Consider the following 23834-nt stretch of genomic DNA (forward strand, 5'->3'; position numbering starts at 1 on the left):
AATGAGATACACATCTCTCACACAAAAACAGAACGCTCAAAACAGAGACTTATTATGTTATTTATGCGACTTGTTTTAACACCCCCCTATATTCATTTCATGGGCTTGAGTTGAAAGATACAGGTCCCAAAGGGGATGAGCTCCATCATTGATTTTACAAAATGCGGTATCATTATTTTCTCTTTTATGGTTTCTAAACAACTGCTTCACTTTAAGGTAGGAGAATAAAAGATTTTGATTCATTCAAAGAGGATTTGAAATGATAAGTCTCATAATATTGGGGCTTCTTATTTAAGATAAAAATTATCAATGGATGGATTGTCGTAAAGCTTCTTTCAAAAAATTCCATAGACGGCAAACCTTAAAAATAAAGGAGCACTCATAAAGTGCTCCTGTCTTTATAAAAGTCATTTGAAAATACTCAATGACGAAGATAAGCGCCTGTCATTTTAGTGACGTTTTCTATAACTTTTGCAGCAATTTCTTCTAGGTCTTTATCTGTCAAAGTGCGTTCAATCGGTTGAATAACAATCTCGATGGCAACAGATTTTTTATCTTCACCAAGGCTTTGCTCTTCAAAAAGATCAAAAACTTGGACAGAGTAAATAAGTTTTTTATCAGCGCCTTGAGCAGCACGAACAATAAGAGAAGAAGCAACTTTTTTGTCAACAATAAATGCAAAATCACGCCGCACCATTTGAAACGGCGATAATTTCAAAGGAGGACGGCTTTTCGTTGTTTTTTTCTTTGGTTCTGGAATTTGATCTAGAAAAATTTCAAAGCCGCATAAAGGACCACTGACATCTAATTTTTCTAAGGTCGCTGGATGAAAAACACCAAAAAAACCGAGGATAATCTTTGATCCAAGTTTTATGATCCCTGAACGACCTGGATGATACCAATCAGGGGCTCCAACTTCAATCTGTACTTTCCCAACATCTATATCGCATGCTTCTAAAACGGCTAAAGCATCTGCTTTGGCATCAAAAACATCAACAGCTGTTGCATTTCCATTCCAAAAACGCCCAGCACCTTCAAATTGCTCTGTGCCACGACGAATCCCACTTACAACACGTCGTTGTTTATCAGGGGTATCACCTTCATAAATGCTGGAAACTTCAAACAAAGCAAGATCAGAAAAACCACGATCAGCATTTCTCTGTGCAGCTATAAGCAAACCAGGTAAAAGAGAAGGACGCATCACTGACATATCAGCGGAAATAGGATTGATCAATTTAAGCTGTGCTTCACCTCCCCCAAAAGCAAGAGCTTGATTTTCGGAGATAAAAGACCATGTTACTGCTTCTTTCATACCACGATGCGCTAAAGCCAAACGGGTAGCGCGTGAACGAATTTGCACGCATGTTAAAACCTGCTCTTTTCCTTCTGTGAAATTTTCCAAAGGAATAGGTTTAATTTTATCTAGCCCATAAATCCTCATGACTTCTTCCACCAAATCGGCTTTACCCATAATGTCAGGGCGCCATGATGGTACTTTTACTGTAATGACATCTCCTTTTCCCTCAATGCGAAATCCAAGTTTCGTTAAAATAGAGATGACTTTTTCAGGCTCTATTTCCAAATGTGTTAAACGTTTAATCTCAGAAAAAGGAAAAGCGATCTGTTTGGTTTCTTGTTGCTGATAGCCAACAATTTTTGCCTTGGATATTTCACCACCACAAAGGCGTAAGGTGAGTTCTGTTGCAATTTCAAGCCCTGTTTCCATAAAAGTCGGATCAACACCCCGTTCAAACCGATAACGTGCATCACTGATAAGACCTAATGTTCGCCCTGTTTGTGCAATGCTTTGCGCATCCCAAAGCGCCGATTCAATAATAACGCGCCGCGTCGTCTCATCACAGCTTGTTCTTTCACCACCCATGATACCAGCAATGGAAACAACCCCCTCGTCATCGGCAATAACGCAATCTTTAACATTCAAATGATAAGTTTTTCCATTCAATGCTTGAAGCTGTTCACCTTCACGCGCACAACGAACATACAAATTTCCTTTAATTTTATCAGCATCAAAAACATGGAGCGGACGACCAAGGTCAAAACTAATATAATTGGTCATATCAACCAGCGCATTAATCGGTCTTAGACCAATTGCGCTTAAACGCTGTTGCATCCATTGCGGTGATGGACCATTTTGAACATTGCGCACTTCACGCCAAGCAAAACCTAAACATAAGGATGTGCTTTGCGAAAAATCTAACGAAACATCAAGTGGTGTCTCAAAACGCGCTTCGAATTGTGGTAAGGATAATTCTTTTAGTTTTCCTATTTCAGCAGCTGCAAGATCACGGGCAATACCGCGAACACCTGTGCAATCAGAGCGATTAGGAGTCAAACCAATATCAATGATTGGGTCATCTAGACCAGCATAAGCTGCAAAGGCCTCTCCAATAGGTGCATTTTCTGGAAGTTCGATAATGCCATCGTGCTCACCTGATAATTCAAGCTCTGCCCATGAACACATCATTCCAAAACTTTCAACACCACGGATTTTTCCTACGGATAATGTTACATCGAGTCCTGGAACATAAGTGCCTGGTAATGCAAGAACTCCAACAAGGCCTGCACGTGCATTTGGTGCTCCACAGATAACTTGAACAGGTGTATCAGAGCTTGTATCCACGGATAAAATCTGGAGTTTATCTGCATCAGGGTGTTTTTTTGCTGTTAAAACTTTCGCAATCACAAAACCTTTTAAAGAAGAACGATCATCAACATGGTCAACCTCAAGGCCTATAGCTGTTAGTTTATCACAAATTTTATCTAAAGATGCATCTGTCTCTAAGTGATCTTTTAACCACGACAAAGTAAATTTCATTTTAAAACCTCACATGAAAGCTTCTGATAAGATCACACACTTCTATTGGGAAAAAAAGCAGGCATATCAAAGCAACGAAAGCCATAATGGTCTAGCCAACGCAGATCAGCATCAAAAAAAGCGCGTAAATCAGGCATGCCGTATTTCAACATGGCAATACGATCAATGCCCATTCCCCACGCAAAGCCTTGATATTCATCGGGATCTAAACCAACATTTTTCAACACATGAGGATGCACCATTCCACAGCCTAAAATTTCCAACCAATCCTGCCCTTCGCCAAACTTTACCTCTGAACCAGAACGATCACATTGAATATCCACTTCCATAGATGGTTCGGTAAAAGGAAAAAAAGAGGGACGAAAACGCATTTTTACTGAAGAAACTTCAAAAAATTCTTTACAAAAAGTCTCATGTAACCACATCATATGCGCGATAGTGGAGGTCTTATCAATGACAAGACCTTCTACCTGATGAAACATAGGTGAATGTGTTGCATCCGAATCCATACGGTAAGTTTTTCCAGGAATAATGATCCGTATCGGTGCTTGTTGTTTTTCCAGTGTGCGAATTTGTACAGGTGAGGTATGGGTTCGCAATAATTTGCGTTCTCCCATTTTATCAACATCAAAAAAGAAGGTATCATGCATTTCACGTGCTGGATGCCCTTCAGGAAAATTCAATGCCGTAAAATTATAATAATCTGTTTCAATATCTGGTCCTTCTGCAAGTGAAAAACCCAATTTTGTATAAATGGCGATAATTTCCTCAATCACTTGTGAAATAGGATGAATACGTCCCCGTTCCATAGGTGAAGAGCGAACAGGCAAGGTAATATCAACCGTTTCACGAGAAAGACGGGCATTCATTGCTTGTCTTTTTAGAAGATCACGCTTTTGCGTCCATAATTCTAAAATGCGATTTTTTAATCCATTAAGAACGGGTCCAACTTTTTGGCGCTCGCTCGCCTCCATCTTTCCTAATGCTTTTAATTTTTCAGAGATGCTCCCTTTTTTACCCAATGCTGCAATACGCACTGCTTCAAGGGCCTGTTCATCACCTGCAGCTTCTAAGGCTAAACAAATTTCTTGTTCCAGACGCTCAATATCGTTCATATTTTTGCCTATTTTTTAATAAAAAAACCCCGCACTCGCAATAGCCAGCACGGGACCTCGAATAAATAAATGCTTTAAGAGAACACGACTGGCTTACTTGACAGCGCTTTCAAAAGCATTAGGTGTTGTATCTTTTAAATATTCTAAAGCTTTTTTTGCCGAAGTGACTAAAGCAGAAAATGCTTCTGCCTCATAGATTGCTATATCTGAAAGAACTTTACGATCAACTTCAATACCAGCTTTTGATAAGCCATCAATAAAACGTCCATACGTTAAACCTTCTGCACGAGCAGCCGCATTAATTCTCTGAATCCATAAAGCGCGGAAAGTACGCTTTCTATTTTTGCGATCACGATAAGCATATTGCTTTGAACGATCAACTGCTGCCTTAGCAGCACGAATGGTATTTTTACGACGACCGTAAAAACCTTCAGCCTGTTTCAAAACTTTTTTGTGTTTAGCGTGGGCTGTCACACCTCTTTTTACACGTGCCATGTAATACTCTCCTCAAAATCAAAAGCGTAAGGTTTAAGAACCATTCGGCAAATAATACTGAATGACTTTCTTGGCATCTGGCTCACTCAAGACCATCGTTCCACGTGCATCACGAATAAATTTATTCGAACGCTTAATCATACCATGGCGCTTACCGGCGGCTGCTACTTTAATTTTGCCTGACGCAGTGATTTTAAACCGCTTTTTAGCGGATGATTTGGTCTTCATCTTGGGCATTTTGCTACTCCATACATTAATTCATTCAATCGAACATTTTATTCATTCAAGCGGACCAACACTTGAATAAGCATTTAAACAGCCACGGCATGCCCTGCCGGGCGGTTCTTCAACAGACATTTTCATAAGCTAGTATACACAAAATAGCAAGAGTGTATTACAAAAAAATCGGCGCTCCATTGCCTTTAATTTCAACCAAAGGAGCCGGAATAGCATTTGTTTTGCATGCGGCTTTACATAAATCAGCAATGATGCATTGCCTACATTGTGCTTTACGTGCTTGGCAGATGTAACGCCCATGCAAAATCAGCCAATGATGCGCATGACGAAGATAATGAATCGGTATAATTTTTAATAATTTTTTCTCAACAATCTCTGGTGTTTTTCCAGGTGCCAAACCAAGGCGATTGCTTAAGCGAAAAATATGTGTATCGACCGCTAATGTAGGCTGACCAAAAGCAACATTCAAAACGACATTAGCTGTTTTGCGTCCCACGCCTGGAAGCGACATAAGTGCTTCACGTGTATCAGGGATTTGACCACCATATTGCTCCATTAAACAGTTGCAAAGTGCATAAACATTACGTGCTTTTGCACGCCAAAGACCAATTGAACGGATATGACGTGCTATTTCTTCTTCTCCTAATGCAACCATTTTTTCCGGTTGATCAGCAAGGCGAAAGAGTTCTTTTGTCGCTTTATTAACGCTTACATCTGTCGCTTGAGCTGAAAGAACAACAGCAATCAACAGTGTAAAAGTATTTATATAGTTAAGATCACTCTTAGGTGTCGGGCGTTGCACAGAAAAACGGCGAAATATTTCTGCAATTTCATCTTTATTATATGATATACCGGATAAATTTTGCGCCTTTGACAAATTTATGGTATTCCGAAGTATTTTTATGTTACTTTGAGACATTAAGCTCTCTTAATCTTCTCTCTTGAAGTTATCATTCACGCTCGCCATATGAGAAGAATGCAGCGAACACTTTATATAGAGTTTTGTCAAGTAAAGCCGCTTTAAAGAGGATACTCATGAATGACACATGTGACACCTTTCTCTAATCCTTTCCTTTTAGGATTTGAAACTGTAGAAAAAATATTACAACGTATCGGTAAAACTGATGAGGCTTACCCAGCCTATAATATTGAGCGTTTACATAAAAACGATGATGCAAATCATCTCCGGATAACTTTAGCTGTTGCTGGATTTAAGATTAATCATCTTAATATTTTGCTCGATGATAATCAATTGGTTATCCATGGTAAACAAACAGACAATCAAAATCATCAATATTTATATCGTGGTATAGCCGCGCGGCAATTCCAGCGGATCTTTGTCCTTGCGGAAGGGATGAATGTTACAAATGCAGAGTTGAAAAATGGTCTTTTATCAATTAATCTGTATCAACCAAAATTAAAAAAAGAAATAAAACAGATTCCAATTAAAGTCAGTCGTAGTGAGTTATAAAGTTAAGGCGTAAAGGAACAGTGAAATGGGAGAACATAAACAAAGCTTATCATTTCAAAACACGTCCTACTCTGATGCGGGACAGATTGCTTATTTAAAAAAAGTTTGTACAGATGATCTAGCTAAAAACTTTCCAGATCTTCCACCTATGACTCCAGGCATTACCATATGGGCGCTTTTTGGGGAAACAGGTTATCCTATCATTTTATCCGATGAACGCTCTATTGCTCTTGCTGGAGCCAATGAGCACGAACTCCAGATTGTTACTCTACACTAAATTGCGCTTTACGAGAAAAAACGGATCTATTTATAAATTCTATCCGTTTTTTCTCAGTTAAAGGGTGTTGTGCTATTTAACGGTATTGTTGGATTTTGCTTTCTTTTATTGGTGAGGGCTGCAGTGTCTTGGTATTGTGTGAGGCCTAGAAGGATTGGCATTTTGCTACAATGGTAGTGTTATCACTAAAATAAAAGATTGATGACTATTCATAATTAATTTTTTGCAACTGGAATGAGGGGCTTGAAAATTATGAGATTCTCTCATTTAAGGTATTTTCGTATTGATCAATTAAAATTACTTGTTTTCCCATGCATAAGCAGAGTTGGTGTGTAGGTAAAAAATACTTAAAGGAAATAATCCCCCCTTATGAATTGTCTTAATTGTCAATGACTTTTGCAACATTGGGGATGAGAAAAATGTATGATTTTACCAAATTTCTCTTTACATAAGTGTAAAGATGGTGGTGCTCTATGAGTTTTATTTATTTATGGGGACATTATACCATTCACGGGCTTGGTGATGAAATGGGCTAGAGCATATTAAGAGATACCTCTTTAAAACGAGTGTGTGAATTGGTAGGAAAAGTTCATTCCACTGGAGCACTCTATTTGCGTGAAGATCTTGACTTCATTGAAGAATATGAAAAACAAAAGCATGAGAGAATGTGTTATCATTATTTAAGATATCGCTATGGATGCTTTTGAAAGGCATAAGGCTTAAAGTGTAAGGAGATAGTAGGTTCTTATACCATTATGCTTTCATATTCTTCACCAATTAAGCTATCCTCTTTTTCCAGAAATGACGCAAATAGATCGATACAATATACGACTAAATCTTGCATATAAAAATCTAGAATAGTTTGTTCTGCACTGAATCGTTTTGAATTTGTCTCAAACGTGCAGTTATTCTGTGATTAGATATTGATTAACAGGTAATAGCAAAATAAAAGCTTTATGACTTTATGAGAAAGTTTATGTAAGTCTTTTAATTTTGTGCTTCGAATGCTTCAGGACAAGGTATTTTTCTTTTTTGAATATTAAAGCTCTTGTTTTTATGGTGAAGTTACAGCACAACAAGCAAAATGGAATTATTTGAGGGGAAAAAAAATAATGCCTTCTTACCGTTCAAGAATATCAACACACGGGCGTAATATGGCAGGAGCTCGCGGTCTGTGGCGTGCAACAGGAATGAAAGATGCGGATTTTGGTAAACCCATTATTGCGATTGCGAATTCTTTTACACAATTTGTACCAGGGCATGTTCATTTAAAAGATCTTGGACAATTGGTTGCACAACAGATAGCCATTGCCGGTGGTGTTGCAAAAGAGTTTAACACCATTGCTGTAGATGATGGAATTGCGATGGGTCACGATGGAATGCTTTATTCTCTGCCCTCACGTGAAATTATTGCTGATTCTGTAGAGTATATGGTCAATGCCCATTGTGCGGATGCTCTTGTCTGTATTTCTAATTGTGACAAAATTACACCTGGAATGTTAATGGCTGCTTTACGATTGAATATCCCAACAATCTTTGTTTCAGGCGGCCCTATGGAAGCTGGTAAGATTAAATGGAAAGATCAAGATTTAAGGGTTGATTTGGTTGATGCTATGGTTGCCGCCGCTTCAGAACAAAATTCAGAAGAAGAAGTTGCTGAAATGGAACGTGCTGCTTGTCCTACATGTGGGTCTTGTTCAGGAATGTTTACGGCCAATTCCATGAATTGCTTAACAGAAGCCTTGGGACTTTCATTTCCTGGAAATGGATCAGTCCTTGCAACGCATGCAGATCGACGGATGCTTTTTGAAAAAGCTGGAAAACAGATTGTTGAATTGGCCAAGCGTTATTATGAAAAAGATGATGAAACAGTTTTGCCACGCTCTATTGCTTCACGTAGGGCTTTTGAAAATGCCATGACCGTTGATATTGCCATGGGCGGGTCAACCAATACAGTACTGCATCTTTTAGCAGCGGCGCAAGAAGGTGAGGTGGATTTTACCATGACGGATATTGATCATCTTTCACGTCGTGTTCCAGTTTTATGCAAGGTTGCTCCTGCGGTTGCGAATGTCCATATGGAAGATGTTCATCGCGCGGGTGGTATTATGGGGCTTTTAGGCGAATTGGATGCGGCCGGACTCATTGATACATCAGTTTATACGGTTCATGCAAAAACGATGAAAGAAGCTCTTGGTCGTTGGGATGTGAAAAAAACCAATGAACCAACAGTTTGTACATTTTATCGTGCCGCTCCAGGGGGAATTCCAACACAGACAGCTTTTAGCCAATCTTGTCGCTATGAGACTCTTGATCGTGATCGTGAAAAAGGTGTGATTCGCGATAGGGAGCATGCCTATTCACAAGATGGAGGATTGGCAGTTCTTTATGGAAATCTTGCTAAAGATGGCTGTATTGTAAAAACAGCAGGCGTTGATCAATCAATTTTGACCTTTAAAGGTCCAGCAAGAATTTTTGAAAGTCAAGATTCAGCTGTTTCAGCGATCTTAAATGATAAAATTAAAACAGGTGAAATTGTTTTAATCCGTTATGAAGGACCGCGTGGGGGACCTGGAATGCAAGAGATGCTTTATCCAACGAGTTATCTCAAATCTAAAGGATTGGGCAAAGTTTGTGCACTTATTACGGATGGACGTTTTTCAGGGGGAAGCTCAGGGCTTTCGATAGGCCATATTTCACCAGAAGCAGCTGAAGGAGGAGAAATTGCGTTGGTGGAAGAAGGGGATATCATAGAAATTGATATTCCAAACCGTAGCATTCATATGTTGGTTGATGATGTTGAGATGAAACAGCGTCGTGCCAAGATGGAAGCGAAAGGAAAAGATGCTTGGCAACCAGTTGAGAAGCGTCAGCGCAAAGTTTCAAAGGCTCTCAAAGCTTATGCTGCGATGACAACTTCTGCCGCAAAAGGTGCTGTTCGTAATATTTGATGATATAAAGGATGCATCTTTATAAGAAAAGGTAAAGAGAAAGTATGCTCTGATTTTTTGAACGATATTCTAAGCAGATTATTCTATTTGCAGATTTTTCGTTTTAGCAACTAGCTATATAAGATAGGTGAAGAAGGGGATTGATGATTTTTCATATTATCTTCTAAGTTTTGTAGGGGATTGCGACCTATTTTTACGCGTATTTAGGAAAGATATTTACTGTATTGGTGATATTATCATGTTATGTCGTAAAACACTCTTATTGTGGGCTGTGATGTAAAACGGCCTTCAACATTAAGTATTTTTTAGTGTGTGGGAATATTCTTAAAAAAGCTTGTAAATTCTTTAGTTTAAGTGAATCATATGACTGGAATTCAAGGAAAAGCTTCTAGAATCTGGTCTGAAAACAGCCCAGATTTAAGTGAGAATTTCCATTTTTGAGATGCGGGAAGGAGTTCAAAGGCTTTTTAGGAAAATCAAAAGCAGTAGGGTTTATTCATACAACGTATGTAAAAACAGCAAAAGAGTTCTTTATCGTTTAAAATATCAACAAAATCTACGATCCATTATCTATGAATTTATCATGCAAAATCGGGTGGCATTCTAACACAGACAGCTTTAAACCAAAGTTATTACTATGATAACAATAATATTGATCGTAAAAAAGTATGATTCATTAAATCTATTTATTCATAGGGGAGAGAAAATTTCATAACAATCTTTGCAAAAAAGGACTGTTTTGTAAAAAGAATCGATGTTGATTAATTTTTTGTATAAGAGCTAATCTTGATCTAAGAAAATATGAGAATGCACAGGGTTTTTCTCTCTACGCTTATCAAAATATGTTATGCAGAAAAGTGATGAGGATACAGTAAACAACTGTTTTATGCTAAAATATATCAAAAAGGGTACTTTAATTTTCTATTAAGAAAGCTTTTTAATAAAAGAGAGTGTTTATTTTTTTATAAGGAATTATTTTTTTCAAGTTGTTTGAGGTGATAAATTGTTTCTAAAGCTTGTTTAGGGGAAAGCTCATCGGGATGAATATTTTTTAAAGCTTCGTGAAGTACATCATGCTTGTTTCTTTCTTCGTTAAGGGGAGAGGTTGTTTGAAGAGAAAAGAGTGGTAAATCATCAATGAGTTTATGTCCTTTTCCAGCCATTTCACCTTGTTCTAATTGATGGAGGACATCTGTTGCTCGTGTAATAACGGCTGAAGGAAGTCCAGCAAGCTTTGCAACTTGTACACCATAGGATCGGTCAGCGGCTCCTGGTGTGACTTCATGAAGAAAAACCACATCACCATTCCAGTTTTTCACTTTCATGGTTACATTATGCAGTCTATCAAGTTTTTCGGTTAGTGCTGTCATTTCATGAAAATGGGTAGCGAGAATAGCACGACAGTGATTAACTTCATGGAGATATTCAACAGCAGCCCAAGCAATAGAAAGCCCATCAAAGGTTGATGTTCCACGTCCTATTTCATCGAGAATAACAAGAGAATGGTGACTTGCATGATTGAGAATCGTTGCCGTTTCAACCATTTCCATCATAAAGGTTGAGCGCCCCCGAGCAAGATCATCAGAAGCACCAACACGACTAAAGAGGCGATCAACAACGCCAATGTGTGCTGAGGTTGCAGGAACAAAGGAGCCCATTTGCGCCATAATAGCTATAAGAGCGTTCTGCCGTAAAAAAGTTGATTTTCCTCCCATATTAGGTCCTGTCAAAAGCCAGATTGCTGCATATTGCTGATTTTTTTGCACAGAGAGATTACAATTATTGGCAACAAAGGGCTCTGCTGCTTGTTTGCGGAGTGCTTGCTCAACAACAGGATGACGTCCTGCGGTGATATGAAAGGTTAGTGAATGATCAATTTTTGGGCGGCAATATCCTTGTTCTTCGGCAAGATTTGCTAAAGCGACAGAAACATCTAAAATAGCAAGTGCTTCAGCGGCTTTACGAATAAAATCAACTTGTTCTGTAATTTCCTGAACAAGTGTATCAAATATCTCCAGTTCAAGTGTCAAGGCGTGGTTGGCAGCATGAGCAATACGACTTTCAAGGTCCGCAAGCTCTGTTGTGGTAAAACGCATAGCATTTGCCATTGTTTGCCGGTGAATAAAGCGTGCTTTAGCTTGTGGATTATTTGTAAGGGAAGATGCTTGTGTACTGGTGACTTCAATGAAATAGCCTAGAATATTATTATGCTTTATTTTAAGTGTCTTAATTTCTGTTTCTTGGGCATATTGCGCTTGAAGTTCAGCAATGACACGGCGTGATTCATCCCGTAAAGCACGCATTTCATCGAGCTCTTGATGATAATTGGAACGAATAAAACCACCATCACGTTTAAGTAGTGGGAGATCATCAGCCAATGCTTGTTCTAAATGGCAATGTAAAGCAACGGGGAGATTTGAAAACACCTGTTGTATATCACTTATTTCTTGGGGCAGGAGCTCATTACTAAGAAGCTGATGAATTTCATGAATGATTTCAAAGCCACGTTGAATCGTTGCTATATCACGGGGACCTCCTCGTCCAAGAGCCAAACGTGAAACGGCGCGGGGCATATCTGGTCCCCCTTTTAAAGTAAGCTTTATCGCTTCTGCAAGAGAAGGGTTACGGAGAAAAAAATCGATAGAATCTAAACGCGTATCAATAGCTGAAGGGGTGGTAAGAGGAGCAATAAGGCGATCAATGAGAAGGCGAGATCCTCCTCCTGTTACAGTGCGATCAATAGCTTTTAATAAACTTCCATCTCGTTGACCTGATGTCGTTCGAATAAGCTCAAGGCTTAGTCTGGTTGCAGCATCAATAAAAAGGGTAGCACTTTCATTTTGGCGCTCAGGTTGCATGAGGGGGGGGCGATGCGTGATTTGTGTTTTTTCGATATAACGAATAGCAGCTACGATTGCAGAGAGTTCGCAGTGTGAATAATCGGCAACACCTTCCAGCGTTGAGAGTTTAAAATAAGTACAAATATCGCGTTCAGCGGTGAGGGTATCAAAGAGACAAGCCGGTTGAGGTGAAACGATACGATCAAGAACATTAAAAAGTGATTTATGCGATTTATCATGAAAAAAGGAATCAGCAACAATGATTTCTTGTGGGTCCACACGCATAATATCGGCTAAAAGTTTTTCTTGGCGGCTTTCTGTTACACGAAATATGCCTGTTGAGATATCAATCCAAGAAAGAGCAAATTCTTCTCTATCGCCAGTTTTTATCCGAGAAAGTGTCATCAGGTAATTTGCGCGTGTTGGATCAAGGAGTTTTTCTTCTGTTATCGTTCCGGGGGTTACAAGGCGAACAACATCACGCCGAACAACAGATTTTGAGCCACGTTTTTTTGCCTCAGCAGGATCTTCCGTTTGTTCACAAACAGCAACGCGATAACCACAAGCAATTAGTTTTTGCAAATAATCGTCTGCAGCATGAACGGGAACACCACACATAGGAATATCTTGCCCTAAATGTTTTCCACGTGCTGTGAGCGTGATTCCTAAAGCCTGAGCAGCTTCAATTGCATCCTTAAAAAATAATTCATAAAAATCCCCCATTCGGTAAAAAAGAAGAGAATCCTGATGGACGGCTTTGATTTCTATGTATTGCTCCATCATAGGTGTAAGACGTTCTGAAGAGGAAGCAGAGAGGGAAGCAGGCTGTGGAATTAAATTATTTTTATGGTCGTTTTTTTTATCCATTTTTACGTAGCCTGTTCCCTTTCAGTGAAGTTTTTACTCTTTTTTGTTTACTTCGATATTTATTTATCTCTAAATTGAAACGCATCATCAGATTTGCTAAGGCAAAGAATAGCGATTTCTAACATATGAATCAAATCGAATAATTATATGTATTATCAAGAAAAATTTACACTGTTTTTGGAGAAAATAAAGTGAGATGAAAAAGAGCGAGCGGGATCAGAAAATGTATCAAACGGTTTACAGTGCGAGCGAACGAGAAGCTCTTGATTTTCATAGTCGTGGTCGGCCAGGAAAGCTTGAGATTGTTGCAACAAAGTCTATGGCAACACAGCATGATTTAGCCCTTGCTTATTCCCCAGGTGTTGCGGTTCCAGTTAAGGCAATTGCTCAAAATTCAGCATTGGCTTATGCTTATACAGCAAAGGGAAATCTTGTTGCTGTTATATCAAATGGAACAGCTATTCTAGGTTTAGGCAATTTAGGTGCGCTTGCCTCTAAGCCTGTGATGGAAGGTAAAGCAGTGCTTTTTAAGCGCTTTGCCGATATTGATTCCATTGATTTAGAAATTGATACAAACGATCCAGAGAATTTTATCAATTTAGTGCGCCATTTGGAGCCTTCTTTTGGCGGCATCAATCTTGAAGATATTAAGGCGCCTGAGTGCTTTATGATTGAAAGTCGCTTACGCGAGGTGATGAATATTCCTGTTTTTCATGACGATCAACATGGCACAGCAATTATTGTCGCTGCTGGTGTGCTCAATGCTTTGAAGCTAACAGGACGTGATATGCAAAATGCGCGGCTTGTCTGTAATGGTGCTGGTTCTGCCGGCATTGCTTGTATCGAATTGATTAAGGCGATGGGATTTAGAGCTGAAAATATCATCCTATGTGATACCAAAGGTGTTGTCTATGAAGGGCGCAAAGAGGGAATGAATCAATGGAAATCTGCTCATGCTATCCGAACCGATAAACGAACACTTGCCGAAGCAATGGAAGGGGCAGATATATTTTTCGGGGTTTCTGCTAAAGGTGTATTGACTCCTGAAATGGTGAAGTCCATGGCACCGCAGCCGATTATTTTTGCTATGGCTAATCCCGATCCAGAAATTACCCCAGAAGAAGTTATGCAAGTGCGTAATGATGCCATTGTTGCGACAGGTCGTTCGGATTATCCAAATCAGATTAACAATGTTCTTTGTTTTCCTTATATATTTCGTGGTGCGCTTGATGTGCGTGCAACCGTTATTAATGAAGATATGAAGATTGCTGCGGCAAGGGCTCTTGCTAATTTAGCCCATGAAGAAGTTCCTGACAGTGTTGCAGAAGCTTATCATGGAAAGCGGTTGAAATTTGGACCGAATTATATCATTCCTGTTCCTTTTGATCCACGTTTGTTTACGGTTGTTTCAATCGCGGTAGCAAAAGCAGCGATGAAAAGCGGTGTTGCGCAAAAGAACATAGATGATTTAGAGGCTTATGAGCGCGATTTGAATGCGAGACGTGACCCTACTTCTTCAATGATGCGTGGGATTTATAACCATGTTCGTCAAGCGCCGAAACAAATTGTTTTTGCAGAAGGTGAAGAGGAGCAAGTCATGCGGGCTGCTGTTTCCTATGTTCATCAACAATTAGGAAAAGCGATTTTGGTTGGTCGTGAAGAGCAAGTAAGAGAAACAGCTTTTACCGCTGGAATTGATCTGGAACGTGAAGGTATCTCAATTATGAATGCTAAGCTTTCCTGTCGTACAGATGCTTATGCAAATTATCTTTATAAAAAGATGCAGCGTCAAGGCTGGCTGTTGCGCGATTGTCATCGCCGTATCAATAATGATCGAAATTATTTTGCTGCGTGTATGGTGGCACTAGGAGATGCGGATGCAATGGTTACAGGGGTGACACGCAATTATGAAACAGCGCTGGTTGATATACGTCGGGCAATTGATGAAAAACCAAAAGAACGACTGATTGGTATTTCAATGGCTATTTGCCGTGGACGAACTGTGTTTATTGCGGATACTGCTGTTTATGAAAATCCTAATGCTAAAGAACTAGCAGATATAGCGGAACAAACCGCTTCGTTTGTGCGTGGATTTGGATATCAACCAAAGGTTGCTTTTTTAGCATTTTCTACGTTTGGTTATATGAAAGACAAGGTCACACAGCAAATTCAGGATGCGATTAATATTTTGCATGAACGCAAAGTTGATTTTGAGTTTGATGGAGAAATGAGTGCTGATGTAGCGCTTAATTCCAAATTGATGCAGCAATATCCATTTATGGGATTAACAGAGCCTGCTAATATTTTGGTTATGCCTAGCTATCACGCATCTTCTATTGCAAGCAAAATGTTACAAGAACTTGGAGAAGCAATCATCATCGGTCCTATTTTAATTGGATTGGAAAAATCTGTTCAAATTGTACCGTTTAGTGGAAGCGATACAGATGTTGTCAATATTGCAATGCTTGCAGCTTATCATGCGGCAAAAATCGCCTAGAGAAAAAAAGCCCTTAATAGATCAATAATATATTAAAGGGCTTTATAGATAGCAAAAGAACAAATTTTTAAGAAGGTTGTATTTGATTGTCTTTTTGTTCTTCAGCGAGACGCTTTTGAAAGAGAGCTGCAAAATCAATAGGATCAATCCACAAAGGTGGAAAACCACCATTTTGAGTAGCATTAGATATAATTTGGCGAGCAAATGGAAATAAAAGACGGGGACATTCAATAAAGACCAGAGGCATAACATGTTCTTGTGGAATGTTTTTCAGGTGAAAAACTCCTCCGTAAATCAGCTCTACATGAAATAAGGTTTCAGTATTATCATTGGCTTTGACGGAGAGAGATAAAACGACATCATAATTGTCATCACCAATCGGGTTAGCATTGACATTAATATTGATATCAATTTGTGGTGATTTTTCACGCGCACGCAATGAATGGGGAGCACCTGGGTTTTCAAATGATAAATCTTTTAAATATTGCGTTAATACAGCAAAAACCGGCTCTCCGCCACTGTTGTTCATTTCACCTTCGGCCATACGACGAACCTCTCTCATTTATAATATGTATATTTATTTTAGATCTAAAGATCGAACTGGTTATCACGCCTTGCAAAAGGTTGCAAGGAATGCGCCCTTTATCTGGATTATTTTTTTCATTCGTTACAGATTTTTTTAGGACTTTCAACGGTTATCATCATTTTTGCGCCATGGAGATTCTGTTGTATCATGAATTTTGTAATCTTCAGCGTTAAGATCAATTATTTTTTCAGAGTCATTTTTTCTTTTTGTATTGGGATTTATTGTGTTTTTTAATGATGAAAAGAAATGCCAAACAACAGAACGAATTGGTTTAATAAGAAGTAATATTCCCAAAAGATCAGTTACAAAACCGGGAAGAATAAGCAAAATCGCACTAAATATGATGAAAGCATCATGAATAATATTGTTTTCTAATGTGCGTCCTTGAATGAGTTCACTTTGTATGTTTTTTAAAAGGCTAATTCCTTGAATTCGCAATAAAATAACCCCAACTAAGGTTGTGAGAATGACTAAACTCAAAGTTGCCAAAATGCCAATTTCTTGACCAACAAAAATAAAACCAGCAATCTCAATTAACAGAATACAGAGGAATATAACGATAAAAAAACGAGGATTTAGAGAATAAAGTTTTATCACATGAAAATTTCCTTCTAGAATGAGGAGGGGAGAAATTCTTAAGAGCATTCCTTATATAAAATCTATAAAAATATTTGAATGGTAAGATTCCCTATTTTACATATTTATTGATAAATGATATTGACTGCAATGTTTATTACAGATTTAAAGCTTGGAGATTGACAGCGCCCATGGAATTTGACGTTATACTTGTCATCGCTCTTGTTGTTATGGTTGTTATTTTTGTGCAACTCCGTAGTGTGTTAGGGAAGCGAATTGGATTTGAAAAGCCTCCTTTTGATCCTTATTCACGTCACTCTAAAAAACAAGCTGAGGCAGAAACGGCGGATAATATTGTTTCGTTCCCTCATCAAAAAAATTTACAAAAAGGCGATTTTAGTGAAATTGATGAGATTGCACCAGAGGGGAGTATTTTGAATGAAAATTTACGCGCACTGCGTAGAATTGACCCTCATTTTTCTCCTAAATCTTTTATAAAGGGTGCACAAATTGCTTATGAAATGATTGTCACAGCTTTTGCTAAAGGTGATCGGAGTCAACTTAAAAGCTTGCTTTGTCAGGATGTTTTTGAAAGCTTTTGTTCTGCTATTGAACAACGAGAAAAAAACAAAGAAAGAATAGAATTTACTTTTGTTGGAATTAATAAAATCGAGTTTGTTGCGGCAGCAATACAAGAAAAGGATGAACTTTTAACAGTACGTATTATCAGTGAGATGATTTCTGTTACTTATAATGAACAGGATGAGCGTATAGACGGTGATTCCGATGCTATTATAGAAATTAGGGATATTTGGACGTTTGTTCGTAATAGTCTATCGTCGGATCCGAACTGGAAGCTTTTCGCTACAGAAGATGAAAATTAAAGTACTTTTCTTCCATAAGTACTCAATAATTTATGAGAAATTGAAATGTCCTTAAGTGAATGGAGACAAAAAAGAGATTTATTAACTTCACAAGATCGCCTTTTATGGGCGAAGGTTTGTCGCACAATAACACCGCTTCATGATAAGAGGCTCTCTTCTATATCAGAAAATATTGCAAATATTAATGATAAAAAACAGTGCATAACTCAAGCTCCTCTAGGGGGGCAGGAAAATCAACAACGCTCAACAATTATTAAAAAAGAAAAGAGAGCCGTTACACAAACGCATAAGATTCATTTCTTTGATCATGTTGCACATCGTAAAATTGCCCAAGGTCGTTATCCTCTTGAGGCGCGTCTTGATCTTCACGGTTATATGCAGGAAGAAGCTTATTTTTTCTTAAAAAAATTTCTACAATCCTCTCAACAGAGTGGATTGCGTTATGTCCTTGTGATTACAGGAAAAGGTCGATCTATTGGGAGTGATGGAGCTTTGTATAGATTTGTTCCGTATTGGTTATCAACACCAGCTTTTCGATATTATGTTCATGCGTTTGAGCAAGCAGCGCGTCAGCATGGTGGTGAAGGTGCGCTTTATGTTTGGTTGCGTCGTTTTGTGTCGAGAAAAGGAATGTGATACTATTTGTAGTCGTTTCAGGTTCAATATTTATTTTAAAAGATCGTATATTATAGATCATAGAAGAGGCATGATAACATATTAATTTATAATTTCTGTCTATTGCATAAGAGTTTTGAATACAACATTTTCTTATTTTAATTTTTTATAAAGAATTACAAAGACTATTCGTCTTACGTACTACACATTGCATCATACTTTTATTTCTCACGTGTCTTTTTGGTCCATGCTCTTCATGAAAAACAAAACGCTTCAACTAGAATATACTTGTATTGCATATTCATGAGCTTATTTTAGAGAAATATCTCTTAATAATTTCAAGCTTATTCTGTAATAGAGTGCATAAAATAGTGATCTCCATGAAGCGTATAAAATTGATTATATACTTTCATCTTTATGCTTAATAAAAGTGTAAGCTGCACTATCACACATTTTTCTAGCCCCTAATATTGCAAAACTCTTGGAACTTGAGAGGGGTTATCGGCGGCATGCTTTTTTTTAAAGTGTTTTTACTCTGCATGGGCTCCTTTCGCACGTGACGTGCAAACCAAGGGTTTTGATTGATTCAATATAAGAGAGATAATATTTGTGGATTTCACTCAGGTTGCTAAACAATAAATTATTTTTATAAACCGCGACATTACACTATTAGAATACAAAGAATAAAAACATGATAGATTGAGAAACTGCATTATTCAAAAGATATTGCTATAGACAGTTTTAAAAGCTGTACAATTAAATTAATAGAGAATCGTGAAAATAAAAAAGCGTGGATTTATAACATACGGCTGTACAATAGCACTAAAAGATACAATTTCGTTGAATATTTTCATGAAGAAACGTTCTCATTCATTAAAAAAATCATCAAATTTCTCTCTCTCATAATAGTTCTATCATTGAAATTTATAATCATGAGGCGCAAAATATGAAATTATATCGGCAGATATTATACCCTTATTCGCCGTCTTTCAGATATCGGTTGAAATGCTAATTTAGCGTGAAAGGTACAATAGGGACTATTTTCATCAGAATCAGCACCACAAAAATGAAAATCAGCTGATAATGGATCGCCAACCGGCCATCTACATGTATTTTCACTCAATTGTAGCAGATTAAGTTGCCGTGATATAGGCACCACTACATTAGATTTTGTGGGCATATCAACTTCTTTGACATCTTCTGCTACAAACTCTGTCTTTAAAGTTGTTTCTTCAACGTTGACAGATGATGTGTTTATTGGCGATACTGTGGGTGTGTTGCGACGCACACGTGGAGATGATGGGCTGCTTGCGGGAGTTTTTTGCGTACGTGTATTTCCCTGTGCTGTCTTGCCACGTCCTGGCAACTTCAATCGGTGCACTTTACCGATGACTGCATTTCTGCTGACTCCACCTAATTGAGCGGCAATTTGACTTGCACTTAACCCTTCACTCCAAAGCTTTTTAAGAAGCTCAACGCGTTCACTTGTCCAACCCATATCAGCACTCCATTTAGATTACGTCACTAAGATGCCTCCCCTTTGCATCTTCAAATGTTTTAATAATGTTCTCAATGCACTAAACGAAAGAATTTTACACTCTAAGTGAGCATAAAAAAATCATTCAACCTGTGGGACTTACAAATCAAAATACATTATCTTGCTTAACTATATGTAAGTTACAATATGCACTCACTCTATGACAAGAGTCTTTGCCTCTTAAAGAGTTTATTTAGAATGTTTTCCCCAACTTGCAAATCAATCATAGGTTAAGCATCCACTTTATGTTAAAGGCATTTTTCTCAAAATGCTTATTTGTAGAATCTTCATTGACTTTTTTTCAATTGGTGTAATGATCTATTCCATAGGTGTGATCATTAATCGAGCGAAATGTTGAAAGCACCGGAATGAAATATATCATGTTGTTTTATTTGTAGTGTCTCTTTTTATATACATTGAAAAGGTTAAAACATAAAGGGAATTATGATGGATGCCATCTCTATACAGCCACTTTATGAATGTTTTGCACGACGAAATTTGCATTTTAAACAGGGGCATGGTGTATGGCTTATTTCCGATAAAGGAGAACATTATCTCGATTTCACATCTGGCATTGCTGTTAATGCATTAGGGTATGCCCATCCTAAATTGGTTAATACGCTCAAAAGACAAGCTGAAACACTTTGGCATGTTTCCAATCTTTTTCAGTCTCCTGAACAAACAGCACTTGCCACGCGGCTTTGTGCAAATAGTTTTGCGGATAAGGTTTTTTTCTGTAATTCAGGCACTGAAGCATTGGAATGCGCTTTTAAAACGGCACGTCATTATCACTATGCTGCTGGTCATCCAGCACGCACTGAAATAATTACTTTTGAAGGGGCATTCCATGGACGGACGCTTGCATCGCTTGCTGCGACTGGGCATGAAAAATATCTTGAAGGCTTTGGACCTAAAGCCGGTGGATTTATTCAAGTCCCTTTTTGTGATGAAATTGCTTTGCATAACGCTATTAATAAAAATACCGCCGCTATTCTCATTGAACCCATTCAAGGAGAAGGAGGAATACGAACGGTTTCCTATGAATATTTAAGATTTTTGCGTAAAATATGCGATGATAATGGTCTATTGTTGATTTTTGATGAAGTCCAAACGGGTATGGGACGAACCGGAAAGCTTTTTGCTTATGAATGGAGTGATGTTACACCTGATATTCTTACTCTCGCAAAAGGATTAGGAGGTGGCTTTCCCTTAGGTGCTTGCCTTGCAACGGATAAAGCTGCAAAAAGTATGACGCCTGGAACCCATGGTTCAACCTTTGGAGGAAATCTTCTTGGGATGGCTGTAGGAAATAGTGTTCTTGATATTCTATTAGAGTCAAGTTTTCTGAACCATGTTCAGCGTATGGGGGATAAACTAAAAAGTGGACTTTTGCACATTCTCAATATCTATCCTGATATTATCTGCGCAGTTCATGGGATGGGCCTTATGGTGGGCATTAAATGTGTTGTACCTTCAAATCTTGTCGTTAATGTTTTGGAAAATGAATATCTCTTAAGTGTTGCTGCCAACAATGATGTTGTACGCTTATTGCCTCCTCTTATCATCAAGGAAGAAGAAATAGATGAAAGCTTGAATCGTATTGAAAAAGCAATTTCTTATCTTTCGAAAATCAATAAAGAAGGACAAGTATTATACACATGACAAATGCTCTTCGTCATTTCACGGACTTATCAATTTTAACGCCAGCGATGGCACGCGCTCTGATTGATTATGCAAAAATACTTAAAGCATCTTTTAAGGAAGGGAAAAGTCTAAAACCTTTTATAGGAAAAACACTTGCGATGATTTTTGAAAAACCATCCACAAGAACCCGTATTTCATTCGATATCAGTATGCGCCAACTTGGGGGAGACACAATCATGCTCACGGGGTCAGAGATGCAGCTTGGTTATAGTGAAACCATAGCTGATACGGCGCGCGTTTTATCCCGTTTTGTAGATATCGTGATATTGAGAACAACAAAACATCAACGTATGCTTGAATTGGCACAATATGCACAAATTCCTGTCATTAATGCCCTTACAGATGATACACATCCTTGCCAAATTCTAGCAGATATCCTAACCTATGAGGAACATAGAGGGCCAATTACTGGAAAAGTATTTGCATGGGTGGGGGACGGTAATAATGTACTCCATTCCTTAATTGAGGCTGCAGCTCTTTTTGGTTTTCATTTGCGTATTGCTACTCCAAAGGGCAGTGAGCCACAAGAGCAATTCATACATTGGGCACGTGAGTGGGGTGCACATCTTACGCTAACGCATAATCCTCAAAAAGCAGCTCAAGATGCTGATTGTATTATGACTGATACATGGGTTTCCATGGGGCAAGAGTTTCGTGCTCGCAGTCATTCCATTTTTCAGCCTTATCAAGTCAATGAAGCTCTCATGAAATTAGCAAAACCTGATGCTCTTTTTATGCATTGCCTTCCAGCTCATCGTGGTGAAGAGGTTGTTGATACTGTGATTGATGGACCGCACTCAGTTGTTTTCGATGAAGCTGAAAATCGTCTTCACGTTCAAAAAGCAATTCTTTCTTGGTGTTTACAAGATGCATTTTTCTCTTCATAAGAGCTTCTCTACAACAAGTTATAATAAAAGGTAAAGCCCATGAGTGAACAAGCTAAAGATGATGCCTCTCTTAACGACATCTCTTTGCATGAAGAGGATGCTGTTATTCCCTTTCAAGTCGAAGAACTTGATATCCGTGGACGTGTTGTACAACTTGGGAAAACTTTAGATTCTATTCTTAACAGACATCAATACCCTGAACCGGTTTCTTATCTTTTGGCCGAAGCTTTGCTTTTAACTGTTCTACTTGGAACTTCTCTAAAGCTTACAGGAAAATTTATTTTACAAACCCATTCCGATGGACCGGTTAATATGCTGGTGTGCGATTTTTCTCCTCCTTCCAGTTTACGGGGCTACGCTCGCTTTGATAAAGAACAGCTTAAACAAGCCATAGATAATGATCAAATCTCTTCAAAAAACCTTTTAGGAAAGGGCACTTTAGCTTTTACGATTGATCAAGGTCCTAACATGCAACCCTATCAAGGAATAGTTGCATTAGATGGATCAAATTTACAAGAAGCTGCTCGTACTTATTTTGATCAATCAGAGCAAATTTCTACGGATATCCGTTTGGCTGTTGCTATATTAATCAATCGTGACAACCAAGGAAAACCTCAGAAAAGCTGGCGAGCTGGAGGTATTTTGACTCAATTTTTGCCCCAAGCATCGTCCCATCATCAAATAGATAACCTTCATCAAAAGCGAGAAGAAACAAAAGATCAAACCCAATTAGATAACCAATGGCAAGAAGCAAAAATACTCATGGCAACGATTGAAAGTTCAGAATTAACAGATCCGCAAGTCGGGAGTAAACGGCTCTTATACCGTCTTTTTCATGAACAAGGTGTGAGAGTTTTTAATCCGTTTTCTCTTGTCGACCAATGTTCTTGCTCGCGTGAAAAAATTAAAGGAATGCTGGAAAGCTTTCCCAGTGATGAACGAAATGAAATGGTTAAAAATAAATATATTTCAGTTACATGCGAATTTTGTTCAAAAATGTATCGTTTTACACTACAAGAATTTTTGGACGAAAAAATATAATTAACTTCATAAAAAATGATTGCAACAAAAACCCATTTTATTTGCGCTATAAAAACCTAAAGCATAAGCTCATATGAATCTCTTGAATATTTTTTCCTTAGCATTTTTTGATGTATGCCAATGATCTTTCTGTTGAAATTATTATTCACTGGATATGCTTTTTAAAAAAGAGCACCCTGTAAAAGATATTTTCTCCTCTGGGAAGGGCTTATTTTTTATTTTTTCAACTTAAAGTTACATTTCAAAAGTTTGTTTCTTACCATGAATTTTTTTATAAGATTCATGAATAACTTTATTTTTATCGATAACTTATCTTTTCTGTTCAATAAGACTTTTTGACTATAGTTATATTTTCTGACTTAGATTTATCTTATTAAGAGTCAAAAAAGGGCATTAGTTATGACCATAATAGAAATTA

At 38.1% G+C, this 23834-nt stretch carries 18 protein-coding genes; 9 read left to right on the plus strand and 9 right to left on the minus strand.

The window, feature by feature from the left end:
• Positions 1-421 precede the first annotated feature (421 nt).
• From pheT to nth, 5 genes are all read right to left on the minus strand, one after another.
• A complete protein-coding gene (gene pheT, locus D1092_RS09100) occupies positions 422-2836 on the minus strand; it encodes a phenylalanine--tRNA ligase subunit beta (protein WP_120121601.1) in 2415 nt (804 codons plus the stop codon).
• A gap of 32 nt (positions 2837-2868) precedes the next feature.
• Positions 2869-3951 carry a phenylalanine--tRNA ligase subunit alpha gene (gene pheS, locus D1092_RS09105; RefSeq protein ID WP_120121602.1) on the minus strand — a complete coding sequence of 361 codons (1083 nt, stop codon included), beginning with the start codon at positions 3949-3951 and terminating at the stop codon, positions 2869-2871.
• Between the two features lie 93 nt (positions 3952-4044).
• Positions 4045-4446, minus strand: a complete 402-nt coding sequence (gene rplT, locus D1092_RS09110; protein ID WP_120121603.1) for a 50S ribosomal protein L20 — start codon at positions 4444-4446, stop codon at positions 4045-4047.
• A gap of 33 nt (positions 4447-4479) precedes the next feature.
• Complete coding sequence (gene rpmI, locus D1092_RS09115; protein ID WP_120121604.1) at positions 4480-4683, minus strand: 50S ribosomal protein L35; 204 nt, start codon at positions 4681-4683, stop codon at positions 4480-4482.
• A gap of 157 nt (positions 4684-4840) precedes the next feature.
• A complete protein-coding gene (gene nth, locus D1092_RS09120; RefSeq protein WP_420913989.1) occupies positions 4841-5602 on the minus strand; it encodes an endonuclease III in 762 nt (253 codons plus the stop codon).
• Positions 5603-5722: 120 nt separating this feature from the next.
• On the opposite strand from nth, the gene D1092_RS09125 reads away from it, so the two are divergent.
• The 3 genes from D1092_RS09125 to ilvD all read left to right on the plus strand — a co-directional run bounded on the left by D1092_RS09125 (position 5723) and on the right by ilvD (position 9382).
• Positions 5723-6154, plus strand: coding sequence for an Hsp20 family protein (locus tag D1092_RS09125; RefSeq protein WP_120121605.1), 432 nt, complete (start codon positions 5723-5725; stop codon positions 6152-6154).
• 25 nt (positions 6155-6179) lie between these two features.
• Positions 6180-6431 carry a BQ00720 family protein gene (locus tag D1092_RS09130; RefSeq protein WP_005774433.1) on the plus strand — a complete coding sequence of 84 codons (252 nt, stop codon included), beginning with the start codon at positions 6180-6182 and terminating at the stop codon, positions 6429-6431.
• 1112 nt (positions 6432-7543) lie between these two features.
• Complete coding sequence (ilvD, locus tag D1092_RS09135; RefSeq protein ID WP_120121606.1) at positions 7544-9382, plus strand: dihydroxy-acid dehydratase; 1839 nt, start codon at positions 7544-7546, stop codon at positions 9380-9382.
• A 962-nt stretch (positions 9383-10344) separates the two neighbouring features.
• Here ilvD and mutS read toward each other — a convergent pair.
• Entirely contained in the window at positions 10345-13089 is a 2745-nt protein-coding gene (mutS, locus tag D1092_RS09140; RefSeq protein ID WP_120121607.1) for a DNA mismatch repair protein MutS, read from the minus strand.
• Between the two features lie 196 nt (positions 13090-13285).
• On the opposite strand from mutS, the gene D1092_RS09145 reads away from it, so the two are divergent.
• The gene (locus D1092_RS09145) at positions 13286-15586 is read left to right on the plus strand and encodes an NADP-dependent malic enzyme (RefSeq protein ID WP_120121608.1); all 2301 of its coding nucleotides are present in this window, start codon (positions 13286-13288) and stop codon (positions 15584-15586) included.
• Between the two features lie 67 nt (positions 15587-15653).
• Here D1092_RS09145 and secB read toward each other — a convergent pair whose 3' ends face one another.
• The gene (secB, locus tag D1092_RS09150; RefSeq protein WP_120121609.1) at positions 15654-16130 is read right to left on the minus strand and encodes a protein-export chaperone SecB; all 477 of its coding nucleotides are present in this window, start codon (positions 16128-16130) and stop codon (positions 15654-15656) included.
• 144 nt (positions 16131-16274) lie between these two features.
• Positions 16275-16769: an FxsA family protein gene (locus tag D1092_RS09155; RefSeq protein WP_120122731.1), complete on the minus strand. Its 495-nt coding sequence runs from the start codon at positions 16767-16769 to the stop codon at positions 16275-16277.
• 170 nt (positions 16770-16939) lie between these two features.
• Between D1092_RS09155 and D1092_RS09160 the strand changes: the two genes are divergently transcribed.
• Positions 16940-17632, plus strand: coding sequence for a Tim44/TimA family putative adaptor protein (locus D1092_RS09160; protein ID WP_120121610.1), 693 nt, complete (start codon positions 16940-16942; stop codon positions 17630-17632).
• Positions 17633-17677: 45 nt separating this feature from the next.
• Positions 17678-18268 (plus strand): Smr/MutS family protein, encoded by a 591-nt coding sequence (locus D1092_RS09165; RefSeq protein ID WP_120121611.1) that lies wholly within the window; start codon positions 17678-17680, stop codon positions 18266-18268.
• A gap of 946 nt (positions 18269-19214) precedes the next feature.
• Here the strand turns inward: D1092_RS09165 and D1092_RS09170 are convergent.
• Positions 19215-19745, minus strand: coding sequence for a GcrA family cell cycle regulator (locus tag D1092_RS09170; protein WP_120121612.1), 531 nt, complete (start codon positions 19743-19745; stop codon positions 19215-19217).
• Between the two features lie 486 nt (positions 19746-20231).
• Here D1092_RS09170 and D1092_RS09175 point away from each other — a divergent pair, with 486 nt between their 5' ends.
• The 3 genes from D1092_RS09175 to D1092_RS09185 are packed head-to-tail and all read left to right on the plus strand — an operon-like array spanning position 20232 to position 23416.
• Positions 20232-21446, plus strand: coding sequence for an aspartate aminotransferase family protein (locus D1092_RS09175; RefSeq protein ID WP_120121613.1), 1215 nt, complete (start codon positions 20232-20234; stop codon positions 21444-21446).
• Positions 21443-22375 (plus strand): ornithine carbamoyltransferase, encoded by a 933-nt coding sequence (gene argF, locus D1092_RS09180; protein WP_120121614.1) that lies wholly within the window; start codon positions 21443-21445, stop codon positions 22373-22375. The genes D1092_RS09175 and argF overlap by 4 nt, the downstream gene beginning before the upstream one ends.
• A 39-nt stretch (positions 22376-22414) precedes the next feature.
• Positions 22415-23416, plus strand: a complete 1002-nt coding sequence (locus D1092_RS09185) for an Hsp33 family molecular chaperone (RefSeq protein ID WP_120121615.1) — start codon at positions 22415-22417, stop codon at positions 23414-23416.
• Positions 23417-23834 lie beyond the last annotated feature (418 nt).

Source organism: Bartonella krasnovii, from assembly GCF_003606345.3.
GTDB classification, from domain to species: Bacteria; Pseudomonadota; Alphaproteobacteria; order Rhizobiales; family Rhizobiaceae; genus Bartonella; species Bartonella krasnovii.

What these genes read in the sequence shown, in the direction of transcription:
- D1092_RS09130 (WP_005774433.1), top strand. Translation starts at nt 6,180, where the DNA reads ATGGGAGAACATAAACAAAGCTTATCATTTCAAAACACGTCCTACTCT.
- D1092_RS09145 (WP_120121608.1), top strand. Translation starts at nt 13,286, where the DNA reads ATGAAAAAGAGCGAGCGGGATCAGAAAATGTATCAAACGGTTTACAGT.
- D1092_RS09170 (WP_120121612.1), bottom strand. Translation starts at nt 19,745, where the DNA reads ATGGGTTGGACAAGTGAACGCGTTGAGCTTCTTAAAAAGCTTTGGAGT.
- rpmI (WP_120121604.1), bottom strand. Translation starts at nt 4,683, where the DNA reads ATGCCCAAGATGAAGACCAAATCATCCGCTAAAAAGCGGTTTAAAATC.
- mutS (WP_120121607.1), bottom strand. Translation starts at nt 13,089, where the DNA reads ATGGATAAAAAAAACGACCATAAAAATAATTTAATTCCACAGCCTGCT.
- D1092_RS09175 (WP_120121613.1), top strand. Translation starts at nt 20,232, where the DNA reads ATGGATGCCATCTCTATACAGCCACTTTATGAATGTTTTGCACGACGA.
- ilvD (WP_120121606.1), top strand. Translation starts at nt 7,544, where the DNA reads ATGCCTTCTTACCGTTCAAGAATATCAACACACGGGCGTAATATGGCA.
- nth (WP_420913989.1), bottom strand. Translation starts at nt 5,602, where the DNA reads ATGTCTCAAAGTAACATAAAAATACTTCGGAATACCATAAATTTGTCA.
- rplT (WP_120121603.1), bottom strand. Translation starts at nt 4,446, where the DNA reads ATGGCACGTGTAAAAAGAGGTGTGACAGCCCACGCTAAACACAAAAAA.
- pheT (WP_120121601.1), bottom strand. Translation starts at nt 2,836, where the DNA reads ATGAAATTTACTTTGTCGTGGTTAAAAGATCACTTAGAGACAGATGCA.
- D1092_RS09160 (WP_120121610.1), top strand. Translation starts at nt 16,940, where the DNA reads ATGGAATTTGACGTTATACTTGTCATCGCTCTTGTTGTTATGGTTGTT.
- argF (WP_120121614.1), top strand. Translation starts at nt 21,443, where the DNA reads ATGACAAATGCTCTTCGTCATTTCACGGACTTATCAATTTTAACGCCA.
- D1092_RS09165 (WP_120121611.1), top strand. Translation starts at nt 17,678, where the DNA reads ATGTCCTTAAGTGAATGGAGACAAAAAAGAGATTTATTAACTTCACAA.
- D1092_RS09125 (WP_120121605.1), top strand. Translation starts at nt 5,723, where the DNA reads ATGACACATGTGACACCTTTCTCTAATCCTTTCCTTTTAGGATTTGAA.
- secB (WP_120121609.1), bottom strand. Translation starts at nt 16,130, where the DNA reads ATGGCCGAAGGTGAAATGAACAACAGTGGCGGAGAGCCGGTTTTTGCT.
- D1092_RS09185 (WP_120121615.1), top strand. Translation starts at nt 22,415, where the DNA reads ATGAGTGAACAAGCTAAAGATGATGCCTCTCTTAACGACATCTCTTTG.
- pheS (WP_120121602.1), bottom strand. Translation starts at nt 3,951, where the DNA reads ATGAACGATATTGAGCGTCTGGAACAAGAAATTTGTTTAGCCTTAGAA.